Genomic DNA, 13,148 nt, shown 5'->3' with positions numbered 1-13,148 from the left:
TATGGCACAAGCACAATATGCAGGTACAGGCCGTCGTAAAAACGCAGTTGCGCGTGTACGTTTGGTTCCAGGTACTGGTAAAATTACTGTAAACAAAAAAGACGTTGAAGAGTATATTCCACATGCTGATCTTCGTCTTGTTATCAACCAACCTTTTGCGGTAACATCTACTGAAGGTTCATACGATGTTTTCGTTAACGTTGTTGGTGGTGGTTATGCTGGTCAATCAGGTGCAATCCGTCATGGTATCGCCCGTGCATTGCTTCAAGTTGACCCAGATTTCCGCGATTCATTGAAACGTGCAGGTCTATTGACTCGTGACGCACGTATGGTTGAACGTAAAAAACCAGGTCTTAAGAAAGCTCGTAAAGCTAGCCAGTTCTCAAAACGTTAAGAAGCAGCTACAATACAGCATTTACAACACTTCATGGTTCACGCCATGGGGTGTTTTTTGATGATTTTTTAGCAAAATTCACACCACTTTTCACACCAAATTCACACCATTACTTTTTAAGATTGCGATAGGCAATTTCTCCAACTGTCATTGGCACAATATTTGAAGTGTTGACATAAGTCTTGGTTGTGAGAGTGTCGCTATGAGTCAGAGCCTCTGAAATGGCTTCTAGTGATGTTCCTGCTTGCTTGGCAAGAGTTGCCCCAGTATGGCGTAATTTATGCGGTGTGGCGTGTGCTAGTTCTTTATGACGGCGTTTGACTGATTTCATCTTATTATTAAGATAATCAGCGTGTAAGGGACTGTTGACATTCCCTCTCGTATCGATATAAGTAAAGACATACTGCTCATCAGATTGGATAATGCCAAATTTTGCCAACTCAGCTTTTTGTTGTTTTTTCCAAGATTGAAGTAAGTCAGCTAGTTCAATAGGGATTTGGAAAGTTGTTTTTTTGTTCCCTTTGGTAGATTTTGGATTTTTATATTTATCTAAGGCTTGGACTAATTGAATTTCTTGTTTCTTAATGTTTATGTGTTTCCATTGTAAAGCATAGCTTTCTGACTTTCTATCTCCTAAGAAAAAAGTTGTATAAAAGAGCACATAGTCTTTGAATAAGAGTTTATTGTTTTCCAAGTCTTCTCCAAATGCTGTAAACCATGCTTGCAGTTCATCTTGTGATAAATACAAATCCTCATCTTTTTTAGCTTCTTGCAATTTGATTTTTTTAGTTGCCTTAATACGACTAATGGTCTTAGAAAGGCGATTTGTTTCGATATATTCAAGTTCCTCTGCCCAGTCAAAGATAGAATTAACATAGCTTCTAATGACCTTGAAGTTTGCATATTCTTCTGCTTTTTGGGTTAACAGGTTTAATACGACTTGTTTGTTTTGGTTGAGGAACTCAATAGAATAGTTGCCTAACAGAGGTAGGATATGTTTTCTAAAAACAATTTCTGTACCATTAACAGTGGCTTTTGATGGTGGTTTGGTAGTAGATGTTGTTTGTCCTGCTTTGTAGGATTTCCACCAAATATTGTAATAAAAATCTGAAAAAAGGATTGAACCACTATTGTCGAATGATTCATTTCTACCGTTTAGGATATTATCAATTTTGTTTTGTAGTTCGAGTTCGTATTTTTTAGCTTCGCTCCTTAATTTGAATCGTTTTTCAATCACTTTTTTGTTTGTTCCAAGCGAAGACTTAACTTCTTCTGGAATATATACACGTAATCGATAAGTTCCATTTTTTGTTTTTGTAATTGACATAGTATCCTCCTTGTGAATTGAGCTAGAAAAATACCGTGGCTTTATTATAACAAACCACGGTAAAAATGTTACTTTTGCAACCAGCGATTGAGTTCAGTTTTATCAAAGCGGACTGTTTTTCCAACTCGAATGACTGGCAATCCTTTTTTAATCCAAGAATCCAGTGTGTTGTTTGCGATTCCTAGATAATCACAAGCTTGCTGTTTGTTCAAGAATGGACTTTCAATATTGCTACTATCTAGTTGATTTTTAATTTCTCGTTTGATTAAATCAGCAATCAATAGCTGAATTTGATAAATCTGTTCATCAGATAAAATTACTTGCATAAAATACCCCTATCTATGTTAGAATAGGAATAGTGATAATCTCACTACTCTGGAGGTCTGTCAGTTGCTCCGCTAAAAGTGTCTGACAGGCTTTTTATGTTGTCGTAAAACTCAGTCACATATTCCTTTTCACCGTAAGGTGTTTCGTGTCTGGTAGTCCTGGAAAAGTTAGGCGGGCTGTGAATATTAAACTTTTTCATAATTTCTCCCTTTGAAGTGGTTATCTCTAAAGGTTTTTCAATTCCCCTAGAGGTACGGTAAATTCTAACGCCTTTGGGTACATATAAAGCCTAGCCCCTTTCACTATGGATTTTTTATCGGAATTACTAGAGGAATCAAGTTGAAGATTAGAGAGATACGCTACTAGGTAGTTGCCGACCTTATCCGAGCTACGAAGACGCTTCGTTTTAGTGAAGCCTTTCGCCCATAGTTGTGATAATACATCGTTTGGGATAGTGAGTTCGGAATCGTTCTTTAGTAAAATATGGAGATGCCAACGCTCTGAGGCTTGAGGCTCTATCACAGCTATATATTCGACATGACCGAACTTACTCCGAACACGCCTAATAAATGCCTTGAAGTCCTGATACACTCTGTTGGTTTCAGTGACATGTTCACGATATGTTAGAGTTATCCAAAGTTGATTGTTTCCCCCAGTAAAATTATGAGCAACTAGACGGCGTAATTTTTTCATAGTTTGTTTCGCTGACTTCAGATTGTCTAAACGGGTGCTATTAGAAGTGTCCATGTCATGAATCTCTCCTGTTTCAAGATTCACGTAGCGTTTGCCCTCAATCACTTTTATAGTCTGTTCTTGTTGACCATTAGCAGTTGTCATTTCAACAGTATTGCCATATATATAGCTCTTAACGATTTTTTCGGAATCAATTATTTGATTCATGATAGTTCTCCTTTTAATGCAATGTGCTTTTGTGTGACGCTTATCAAGTTAAGAGCGTCTGAATTTCCGATGATTAAATTCTGATTTATTCCATGATTTTGTTGACAAACAGGTTCCCTAAGATGATTAAGCTGATTGTGTCGGCACGGACGAACAGAGTTCGACCGCACCGCCTCAACCAGTCTAAATTTATCTTAGCCTACTGTGCAACAAACTTTCACGGCATAAAAATTTAATCATCTGATGGTTATAGCCCTTAATATTGCGTTTTATCGCACTCGTCAGTAACCCTCTCCTCGGAGATTCTACCATCCCATATAAGAGTATGTGACAACCAAATATTATGGTCTTGAATATGTGGCATCATAATGGCTTTAACTGGATAGCCATAAACTTGAATAAATCCTTTACCTGGCTTAGAACTTTCAGGGTTATCACTTTGTTCTGTTACGTCAAAAACCATTCTTGCTCCCTCGGTCGTAAGCCCTCCAAGAGCCATTCGAATTCCGAAATTTCCTCTTGTTGAAGATCCATTAAAGACAGAAGCGTCTGCCTGTTGTAAGCCTACAATGAACCTATAACCGCCTTTACCATTACCGATATTCCTTGATAATCGCAACATCTCACCGAATTTACGAAGGAATTCATCTCTCTCTTTCTTAGTTGGGAAGGACTCAACAATCGATGAAAATTCATCGATAATGACCCAAATAATACGGTCTCCAATTTCCTTATCACCTGCTAGATACCTCCGATACTCTTTATACAGTTCTTCAAAAGTCTCTTTTGTTGATTCTCCATGAGTATAGAAATCAGCATCATTTTCAACAAATAGTGACCAATCTTTTCCTCGCTTATAATCAAGGATATATAGCTTATCACTCGTCTCCTGGCGTGCCATATTGATTGTTCCAATCAGATAAAGTAATGCAGAAGTTTTTCCGGAACCTGTTGCCCCAGTTAAAAGCATGTGAGTATCGAAGGAGCTGAATTGGACCTCTCCTTGTCTATTCAACCATAAAGGCAACTCACCTTTTTCATTGGGGATTAGCTTTGTGGCAATAAATCCAAAATCAATAGGCAAAGAATCAAGCTCTTTTTCACGCTCAACACGAGCTAGCTCTGCCACTCTGCTCGCTTCATTCTCTACTATTTTGTCGATAAATAGTACTGGTACTGACCAATTAGAGGTTGTGTCAAAATTGTGTAAATACAATTCTCCGAGATTTCTATAAGCCCAACCAAAATTCATGTTATAAGATTGGAGCCTCTCTGCGATGTCAGAGAGTTCGTTCTCTTTAGGTCTATACTTGAAATGTAGAACAAGACCATTATTAAACCAATTCCACCCTGCAAGAATACTCTTTAAATCCTCATCTGAATTTAAATCGGAACTTAGGACAGCATTAAACCAGTTGACGAACGAGTCATACCTTTCTTGTGATGTGGGTTCAGATACTTTTTGCTTATTGTTCACTAACTGATGTTTAATAGAACTAATAATGGTCATAACAGGTGCTATAATAGTAGCAGCCAAACTAGCCACAACTTTCCCTAATACATCATTACCTGACTCTTTTTCTATCCATTGATAAGAGGATATCCAGTTCTTTCTAAAGTCAGGAAATGTGATAAACATTATCAAAAGGATAATAACAATTATAATCATATTTCTAACCTCTTAAATTACAATTCTATAGAGTCTTCGGCTTTAATTACTGAAGCAGTAAGGCTTAATTGATTGCGATATTCACCATAAACAACTGCCTTTTCGATGTTTATTAACTCGCAAACCGTTTTCATAGGTAAGAAGTCCTTGAAATCGTCTAGAGAAGCGTAGGGGACTTTGACAATCAGTTGCTCTCCTAGATTCGTCTTATCGTTTGGATAATCTGAATCATCTAAGAATATGAGCAGAGCAACTTTAACGCCTTTCTCAGTTTCAGAACCGTTTTCTCCTTTTTCTGACCAACGAGAAGCTGAGACAAATCTCAATTCCTTACGAGCAAGAAAAAGTGGAGCGTTAAAAGATAGAAAAAAATTTAAATTTTTTAAAGCCATAATGACCTCCTTTTAATTAAAGCATGGTCAGACTTAAAGTAGTCTAACAAGTTATAGTTTATTGCTCGGTTTAAAGTCGTGAGCTGGACTTTTTAGAAACATACTCATAGTTTTGATTCTAAAAACAGACATAGTATAGAATCAAACAACTAACTTTGATTCTATACTCATTCTAACAGAAAGGAAATCGATTGTCAAGAAACAAAAACACAAAAAAGATTCTTTTTGTAAAAAATATGATATAATTAAATAAAACAATTTATAGAGGTCATTACAATGAAATTATCACGAAAAACGGTTAAAGAATTATGTACTAGCCTAACCAAATCTACATTAGAATTTGTAGGGTTTGAACTAATGGAAGAATCTGGTTATTTACTTGCTCAAAAAGACAATGAAACTCCGTTGTTAATTTATCTTCTTTCAAAGCAATTCTCTGAGCAAGAAAGTCCAAGTTATAAAGCCGATAAAAAAGCAGTGGATAAGTTTGAAGAGTTTGTCAAATCCTATCCTCATCATGTTATTCCTTGCATAGCTTACGCTTTTACAAAAGGAAATATAGCACGTTTTGAAACTGTGATTGTTCCTATAGAAGATATTCGAGAGTTGGAACATAGCGGTGGCGTATTCTCTAACGCAAGTGGTCATCTGTATTATAATTCAAACTTAGCGTCTGATTTACCAAAATCTGCCATTCATAAGATTTGGAAATTGGTATAAAAAAATACTCTTATGTTATTGTGTAGCATAAGAGTATTTTAGTGGTGTGAACTTTTTGGGATTTTTTAGCTCAATTCAGTGATTTTTAGGGTAAAATTCACACCATTCAAATGAAATTAGTTGAAATTTATTGAAATAACGCTTTCAGAAAATCGTGTAAATGCCTGATATTAAAGCCTTTTGAAATTTATTCAAATAAAAGTTGTTCAAACCAGGTCTTAAGAAAGCTCGTAAAGCTAGCCAGTTCTCAAAACGTTAAGAACTACTTTACGTCAACGATTACAAGCATTTTGCAAGTCTCTTGCAAGGTGCTTTTTTTGACTTTAGAAGGTCATCAAATAACAAATAAATACGTTTTTTCGTATTTATTTGTTGTCTCAGTGAAATATATAGTATAAAATAGATATATAAAGAAGTATTAAGGAGTATTAAATTGAAATTATTAAAAATAATATTTGAAAATGGTGTTTTATTTGATGAAAAACTTGAAATAGACTTTTTTTCAGAAGCACGAGTGAGTACAGATGAAAAACATGAGTTGATTCATTTGTTTAATAACTTTTATGCCAATAGAACACTCACCTTTACTGGTTTAAATGCCTCTGGTAAAACTCAATTATTAAATACATTAGTAATTGCACTCAATATTATCCAGGCTAAATCGATAAACTATAGTCCAAGAAGAGTTATTCGAAATTTTGGGACAAATAATATTTTACATTTAGATAATAATAAACAAGTAAAATTTACAATATTCTTCTACGATGAAACTGATGGAAATCAAACAGTTAATAAGCTAGAATCAATTATTGCTAGAAGATTTGATGAAGATGAAGGTGAATTTAAATATGTCTTTGTAGATGAGATTTTTTCAAGAAAGAATGTAAAATCAATACGCTCAAAAAAACAAATTTTTGATTTCACATCTATAAAAGAAGAAAACATAATAACTAGGAATAATGATAATAAGTATGTAGGATTAAGTTCTGATGTAAGTATTATGAATATTTTTTTTAATTTAAATGAAATCGAAAAATTATATTATAAGGACAAGTTGAGCTATACAAATTTTAATATTTTGAGTGGTTTTGGAAAAATTCCCCATGAATTAATTACTTATTTGGATCCTAGTATAGAAAAATTAGAATTCATAGTAAATGAAGAAAATAACACTGTTAGAGTTATTCTTAAGTTTGTAAACCAAGTTAGTCCGATTGAACTAGAGTCCATTTCAGAGTTAAATAACATACTTTCATCTGGTACGGTTAAAGGCATTGGATTATTTATGGATGCATTTTTCACATTACGTTCAGGAGGTATCATAATTGTTGATGAACTAGAAAACCATTTTAATAGAGAGATTGTATCTACATTTATAAATTTATTCTTAGATAGAAAAATGAATCCTAATGGAGCTGTTCTGATTTATTCTACCCATTATTCAGAATTATTAGATATAGTTCCCAGAAATGATTCAATTTATATTGTAAATAAAAAAAGACGAATTTCAATTGAAAAATTTTCAAATATAATAAAGAGGAATGATATAAGTAAAAGTGATGTATTTATCAAAGGGATGATTGATAATTCTACTCCAGATTATTCATCGGAACATTTTTTAAAAGAAATAATTAAACAAAGGTTCTTAACAAAAGTAGGTCTTGAACATGGTAAAAAATTTTAGTGCAATAATTTGTGAAGGATCTGCTGAACAGGCGATAATTGAAATATTATTGGAAAAGGAGTGTTTGATTATAGAAATTGATGACTATTTAATAAATAAGGGTCCAATAAGAACTAGAAGTGCAAAAAATTTTTGTGATACTTATATGGGGAAAAATTATGCTTCTAAGATTGATTTATTCAGAATTATTGACTCAAGAAACGAAAAATTTAATTTTGGAAGTAAAAAGTATAAAAAAATTTTTGAAGAAAAAATTAATATTGTAAATGTAATTACTCCTCCAGAAATAGAATTATTAATAATTGTTAATGAAAATAAGTATATCGATTTTGATAAATCAAAATGTAATAAGCCTAGTGATTATTGTCAGCAAGTATTAAAGATGAAAGACGTAAAGAGTTTTGATTTTGTAAAAAATTATTTTTCTAATGAGAACGATCTTATAAATGCAATTAAAAAAGTTCATAAAATGAAAAAAACAGTAATTCCACCTAATTTTAGAACTCTTTATGACCTACTAAAACCTACGTTAAAGAAATAATTATCTTTTATTTATTTTATAAGCTACTAAACAAATTTTGATACTGTCATAAATAATAAAATTTAATAGTTTGAAAATATAAACATTAGTTTCAAAAGGATTTGAATGTAAATTATGATATCGCCCAAAACCAGGTCTCAAAAAATCCCGCAAGGCTTCACAGTTCTCAAAACGTTAATTATCAGCGATATATCAACGTTTCCAAGCACCAAAGAGTTTCTCTCTTGGGTGCTTTTTTTGTGATTTTTTGAAAAGATTACTTGTATCTATCATGATAATCTATTGTAGAATGTATCTAGTTATTTCCAAGAGTCATGGGATAGTCTAACTAAATAAATAAGGTCTGTCCAAAATAGGTAGATGTACTGACAACTGTGAGGAACTTTCCCAAAAAAGGCAGCTATGCTCACAGTCTTGAGCTTGCTTGCCCAAAAGGGATTGACTTTCTCACAGTTGTGATGAGCTGTTTTCCAAATGGATTTGTCCTCCTCACAAACTTTTTTGGTTCAGCCCATTTTGGGAAAACCTCCTCACAACAGATTTTTTCTTATTTTCTTTTGGAGCAGACTGATCTCGCGTGTGTTTTTATTGGCTCTAAAAAGAAAGCATAACTTAGATTGTAAGATCTAAAAATTCTGGGAGTCTTTGATGAATAGTCAACAGTAAGTAGGACAATAGCCTTTTTATCAAGTCTATGTTATAATGAGTGGCACTAAATATGATAAGGAGATGACTAATGAAAGTTGCTATTTTTGAAAAAGCAGGGTCGATGATTGTCGAGGAGCGTGATAAGCCGACTATTCAAGCAGCGGATGATGCCATTATTAAAATTATGCGTGCTTGTGTTTGTGGGTCTGACCTGTGGTCATACTCACATGGTGATGCTCGTGAGAACAACTCAATCAATAGTGGTCATGAGGCACTTGGTATTGTAGAAGAAGTTGGACCTGACATCACGACAGTGAAACCAGGAGATTTTGTGATTGTTCCCTTTACTCACGGTTGTGGTGAGTGCGATGCCTGTCGTTCAGGATTTGATGGGACTTGTGATAATCATCCTGTCCCAACGAATTGGGGTGGTGGTTTCCAAGCAGAATATTTACGTTTCCATTATGCTAATTGGGCACTTGTTAAAGTACCAGGTCAACCGTCAGATTATTCTGAAGGGATGTTAAAATCTCTCTTGACCTTGGCAGATGTGATGCCAACAGGTTATCATGCCGCACGGGTAGCCAATGTTCAAGCAGGTGATAAGGTTGTTGTCATTGGTGATGGCGCAGTTGGTCAATGTGCTGTAATCGCAGCTAAAATGCGTGGAGCTTCTCAAATTATCATGATGAGTCGTCATGAAGATCGTCAACAAATGTCACTCTCGTCTGGTGCGACAGCCGTGGTTGCCGAACGTGGTGAAGAAGGTATCCAAAAGGTTCGTGAGATTCTAAACGGCGGTGCAGATGTTGCCCTTGAATGTGTCGGAACAGAAGCAGCCCTTGAGCAAGCCTTGGGAGTTCTCCACAATGGTGGACGTATCGGAGCAGTCGGTGTCCCTCACTATGGCGATCGGAAAATTGGATCGACCTTTGCTCAAAACATCACGATTGGTGGCGGTTCTGCCTCAGTTACCACTTATGACAAGCAGTTCTTGCTCAAAGAAGTGTTAGATGGCAATATCAATCCTGGAAAAGTCTTTACGCACACTTATGATTTAGCAGAGGTCAATCAGGCCTATCAAGACATGGCAGACCGTAAGGCGATTAAGTCAATGCTCGTTGTCGCTGAATAAGGTGTTTGCTGGTTTAGTCAAGTTAGAAAAGAACAAAAATAAAAGACAGTAGTAAGCTACTGTCTTTTATTTTACTTTCTCTTTAATCACAAATCCCAAAATTGACGTGGCTAACATATCTAGGGCGGAACCCAGTCCTCTTAGTCTGTGTAATTCTTTTTGGGTTTTAGTGGCAAAGTCAAGCACAATCTTAGGGGCAATGTAGTTATTTAAGATTAAGTAATAGGAGATGTCATTAACAAGATAAGCAATTTCTGTTCGATCGTGATTTTTTAAGTATCGTGATAATGATTTAGAAAACAAGGTATGGAGTCGCTGATTTTGTTTGACTTCTGGATCGTTTAGAACATCAGTTATCATTTTCTCATAATTCATCATAGGCGAATCACTCCTAATCTAAGCAGACGGTATAGTAGATAGACATGTCTTATCTTTACTTGCGACTGGTCAATAATGCCTCAAAAGAAAGATTGATCTTGTTTTGAAGAGATTTCTGTTGTTGAGAACCATTTATCAAGGGATTATAGTGGTTTTTTGTTTGGTATCCCTGCTTTTCTAGGGTATTTGTTGGGAGTCTCTTTTTTCTTGACCACGATAGTCAAATTACGGTCATCACCGTTTGGTAGTTGGTAGTTGATTGTGTCATCAACTTGAGCAAAGAGAAGGTTTAGAGCGTTTTTAGCTTGATCTAATTCTTCTTCAGCAGAGCTAGCCTTGAGTGCGATGAGCTGACCCTTGATTTTGAGAAAGGGAATGGTCAACTCAGATAAGATTTGCATGCGAGCCACGGCACGAGCCGTAACGATGTCAAATTGTCCCCTAAATGCCTTGTCTTGACCAAAGTCTTCGGCACGTCCGTGATAAAACTGCACGTTTGTCAGACCAAGGTCTTGGGCGAGTAGGTTCAGAAAGTTAATGCGTTTGTTGAGCGAATCAATAATGGTGACATTTAACTGAGGAAAGAGGATTTTCATAGGGAGGCTAGGAAAACCTGCCCCAGCCCCAATATCTAAGATGTTCAAGGCTTGATTGGTGATTTTTCCTTGGAGAATCGGTGCCAAAGAATCGTAAAAGTGTTTCAGATAGACCTCGTTTTTCTCCGTAATGGCAGTCAGGTTGATTTTTTCATTCCATTCAACCAATCGCTCAAAATAGGTTTCGAATTGCTCTTTTTGTTGGTCTGATAGGGCAAAGCCAGCCTCAGCCAAGAGTTGGTAAAATACATCAGGTGTCATAAGTGTTTCTTTTCTCCTTGACTTTATTGTACCATAAAAATAAGGGGAAAAAAAGTGAGCTAGTCGCTCGCTAACTAGCTCCAACTGGCATAATGACAGGATTTTTGGTATAATGTTCAAAACAAGAAAGGATGGTAAGAAACATGTGGATTATGATTATTGTTGTGGTCGTTTTGGCTCTATTTGGGATTTCGGCTTACAATGGTTTAGTAAAGAGTCGAATGCAAACGCAGGAGGCTTGGAGTCAGATTGATGTCCAACTTAAACGCCGTAATGATTTGATTCCCAATCTGATTGAAACGGTTAAGGGTTATGCAGACTACGAAGAAAAGACCTTTGAAAAAATTACGCAACTTCGTACACAAGTCTTGAGTGCTGGAACACCAAACGAAGCCATGCAAGCCAGCGACGCCTTGTCTAAACAAGTGTCAGGTCTGTTTGCAGTAGCAGAAAATTATCCTGACTTGAAAGCCAATGCTAGCTTTGTTAAACTACAGGACGAGTTGACCAACACTGAAAATAAAATTTCTTATTCGCGTCAGCTTTACAATACAACAACAGCAAATTACAATACTAGGTTGCAAACTTTCCCAACCAACCTGTTTGCAAGAATTTTTGGTTTCAAGGCCAGTGAATTTTTACAAACACCAGAGGAAGAAAAAGCAGTACCTAAAGTGGAATTTAACTTCTAATTAAAGAAAGGTCAATATGCTATATCAACAAATTGCAAGTAATAAGCGTCGGACTGTCTTGCTTTTGATTGCCTTTTTTGCGTTGCTAGCCCTATTGGGAGCAGGTGTCGGTTATCTCATGTGGGGGAGTTTAGGTGGCGGAGCCGTGATTGCTCTCATCATTGGTGCCATCTATGCCATGAGCATGCTTTTTCAATCAACTAACGTGGTCATGTCTATGAATAATGCTCGTGAGGTCACGGAAAATGAAGCTCCAGAACTTTATCGAATCGTCGAAGACATGGCTATGGTCGCTCAGATTCCGATGCCACGTGTCTTCATTATTGAAGATAGGGCATTAAATGCCTTTGCGACAGGGTCTAAGCCTGAAAATGCTGCGGTAGCTGCAACTACAGGACTTCTAGCCGTCATGAATCGTGAAGAGTTAGAGGGTGTTATGGGACATGAGGTCAGCCATATCCGAAATTATGACATTCGTATTTCAACGATTGCGGTTGCCTTAACCAGTGCAATAGCTCTAATTGGTAGTATGAGTGGTCGTATGATGTGGTATGGTGGGGGACGTCGTCGTCAAAATAATCGTGACAACAGTGGTGCCTCTGCCTTAATTCTAGTTTTTGCGATATTATCTATTATGCTAGCGCCAATGGCAGCCACCTTGGTTCGTCTGGCTATTTCTCGCCAACGTGAGTATTTGGCTGATGCAAGTTCTGTTGAACTAACCCGTAATCCTCAAGGGATGATCAATGCCCTACAAAAATTAGATCAATCTGCTCCTATGAGTCAGCAGGTAGATGATGCGAGTGCGGCACTTTATATTAGTGATCCTCGTAAGTCAAAGGATTTTCAAGCACTTTTTCAAACTCATCCACCAATTGCTGATCGAATTGAACGTTTGAGACAGATGTAGTAAGACAAGGAGAAAGCAGTGTTTAATCTTAATGAGATCAAGAAAAGTCAAGAAGGTCTTTCTTTTGAAAAAAGTTTAGATGTCACAATAGCTCTTCAAGATAGACAGCCAGAGATTTTGAAAGTAGCAGCTCTTGTTGCCAAGGGACGTGTGGTTTACGAAGATGGCTTGTATCATCTGAGTTATGACTTGTCTTATGTCATCACTCTGCCATCTAGTCGTTCTTTAGTGCCAGTTGATTTGACTGAGCAACTTTTGGTTGATGAGATTTTTATTGAAGCCAGTCAAGTCGCAGACAAAAAAGACTTGGTTGAAGACCATCTTGTTTTGGTTGTTGAAGGTGATGCGATTGATTTAGCTGAGAGTGTGATTGATAATATCTTGTTAAACATTCCTCTAAAAGTTTTGACGGAAGAAGAGGCTAAGGCAGATCAGTTACCATCAGGTAATGATTGGGTCGTGTTGACGGAAAGTCAATATCAGAACCTCAAAGCTGAAGAAAAAGAGGCTAACAATCCTTTTGCAGCTTTAGATGGTTTATTTGATGATTAGAATTTAAGGAAGGGTTGGCCCT

At 36.2% G+C, this 13,148-nt stretch carries 14 protein-coding genes and 1 pseudogene; 8 read left to right on the top strand and 7 right to left on the bottom strand.

Features of this window, described 5'->3' with window-relative positions; translation table 11 throughout:
- The first annotated feature begins 1 nt into the window (after nt 1).
- Entirely contained in the window at nt 2-394 is a 393-nt protein-coding gene (gene rpsI, locus FRX52_RS02485) for a 30S ribosomal protein S9 (RefSeq protein WP_012516324.1), read from the top strand.
- 109 nt (nt 395-503) lie between these two features.
- On the opposite strand, the gene xerC is transcribed toward rpsI, so the two are convergent.
- From xerC to FRX52_RS02460, 5 genes and pseudogenes are all read right to left on the bottom strand, one after another.
- Complete coding sequence (xerC, locus tag FRX52_RS02480) at nt 504-1,721, bottom strand: tyrosine recombinase XerC (RefSeq protein ID WP_146495791.1); 1,218 nt, start codon at nt 1,719-1,721, stop codon at nt 504-506.
- Nucleotides 1,722-1,789: 68 nt separating this feature from the next.
- Nucleotides 1,790-2,047 (bottom strand): helix-turn-helix domain-containing protein, encoded by a 258-nt coding sequence (locus tag FRX52_RS02475; RefSeq protein WP_146495793.1) that lies wholly within the window; start codon nt 2,045-2,047, stop codon nt 1,790-1,792.
- Nucleotides 2,048-2,091: 44 nt separating this feature from the next.
- Nucleotides 2,092-2,948 (bottom strand): annotated as a pseudogene (locus tag FRX52_RS02470) (replicative protein).
- Nucleotides 2,949-3,204: 256 nt separating this feature from the next.
- The gene (locus tag FRX52_RS02465; RefSeq protein ID WP_146495795.1) at nt 3,205-4,617 is read right to left on the bottom strand and encodes a hypothetical protein; all 1,413 of its coding nucleotides are present in this window, start codon (nt 4,615-4,617) and stop codon (nt 3,205-3,207) included.
- Nucleotides 4,618-4,634: 17 nt separating this feature from the next.
- Nucleotides 4,635-5,009 carry a hypothetical protein gene (locus FRX52_RS02460; protein WP_146495797.1) on the bottom strand — a complete coding sequence of 125 codons (375 nt, stop codon included), beginning with the start codon at nt 5,007-5,009 and terminating at the stop codon, nt 4,635-4,637.
- A gap of 276 nt (nt 5,010-5,285) precedes the next feature.
- Here FRX52_RS02460 and FRX52_RS02455 point away from each other — a divergent pair, with 276 nt between their 5' ends.
- The 4 genes from FRX52_RS02455 (at nt 5,286) to FRX52_RS02440 (ending at nt 9,737) form a co-directional block, all read left to right on the top strand.
- Entirely contained in the window at nt 5,286-5,729 is a 444-nt protein-coding gene (locus FRX52_RS02455; RefSeq protein WP_146495799.1) for a hypothetical protein, read from the top strand.
- A gap of 433 nt (nt 5,730-6,162) precedes the next feature.
- Nucleotides 6,163-7,413 (top strand): ATP/GTP-binding protein, encoded by a 1,251-nt coding sequence (locus FRX52_RS02450; protein ID WP_186603321.1) that lies wholly within the window; start codon nt 6,163-6,165, stop codon nt 7,411-7,413.
- On the top strand, nt 7,397-7,954 hold the full coding sequence (locus FRX52_RS02445) for an N-6 DNA methylase (protein ID WP_222426099.1): 558 nt from the start codon (nt 7,397-7,399) through the stop codon (nt 7,952-7,954). Before FRX52_RS02450 ends, FRX52_RS02445 begins: the two co-directional genes overlap by 17 nt.
- Before the next feature lie 736 nt (nt 7,955-8,690).
- Nucleotides 8,691-9,737: a zinc-binding dehydrogenase gene (locus FRX52_RS02440; RefSeq protein ID WP_146538389.1), complete on the top strand. Its 1,047-nt coding sequence runs from the start codon at nt 8,691-8,693 to the stop codon at nt 9,735-9,737.
- A 66-nt stretch (nt 9,738-9,803) separates the two neighbouring features.
- Here FRX52_RS02440 and FRX52_RS02435 read toward each other — a convergent pair whose 3' ends face one another.
- Both FRX52_RS02435 and rsmG read right to left on the bottom strand, forming a co-directional pair.
- A complete protein-coding gene (locus FRX52_RS02435) occupies nt 9,804-10,115 on the bottom strand; it encodes a bacteriocin immunity protein (RefSeq protein ID WP_146538388.1) in 312 nt (103 codons plus the stop codon).
- A 143-nt stretch (nt 10,116-10,258) separates the two neighbouring features.
- A complete protein-coding gene (rsmG, locus tag FRX52_RS02430) occupies nt 10,259-10,972 on the bottom strand; it encodes a 16S rRNA (guanine(527)-N(7))-methyltransferase RsmG (RefSeq protein ID WP_146538387.1) in 714 nt (237 codons plus the stop codon).
- 143 nt (nt 10,973-11,115) lie between these two features.
- Between rsmG and FRX52_RS02425 the strand changes: the two genes are divergently transcribed.
- The 3 genes from FRX52_RS02425 to FRX52_RS02415 are packed head-to-tail and all read left to right on the top strand — an operon-like array spanning nt 11,116 to nt 13,126.
- Complete coding sequence (locus FRX52_RS02425; RefSeq protein ID WP_146495807.1) at nt 11,116-11,664, top strand: LemA family protein; 549 nt, start codon at nt 11,116-11,118, stop codon at nt 11,662-11,664.
- 16 nt (nt 11,665-11,680) lie between these two features.
- Nucleotides 11,681-12,574, top strand: coding sequence for a zinc metalloprotease HtpX (gene htpX, locus FRX52_RS02420; RefSeq protein WP_146538386.1), 894 nt, complete (start codon nt 11,681-11,683; stop codon nt 12,572-12,574).
- 18 nt (nt 12,575-12,592) lie between these two features.
- Nucleotides 12,593-13,126: a DUF177 domain-containing protein gene (locus FRX52_RS02415; protein WP_146495809.1), complete on the top strand. Its 534-nt coding sequence runs from the start codon at nt 12,593-12,595 to the stop codon at nt 13,124-13,126.
- The last annotated feature ends 22 nt before the right edge of the window (nt 13,127-13,148 follow it).

This window comes from Streptococcus sp. sy018 (assembly GCF_007859185.1).
In the GTDB taxonomy this organism is placed as follows: Bacteria; Bacillota; Bacilli; order Lactobacillales; family Streptococcaceae; genus Streptococcus.
This window is presented reverse-complemented; position numbering and strand designations above follow the sequence as displayed.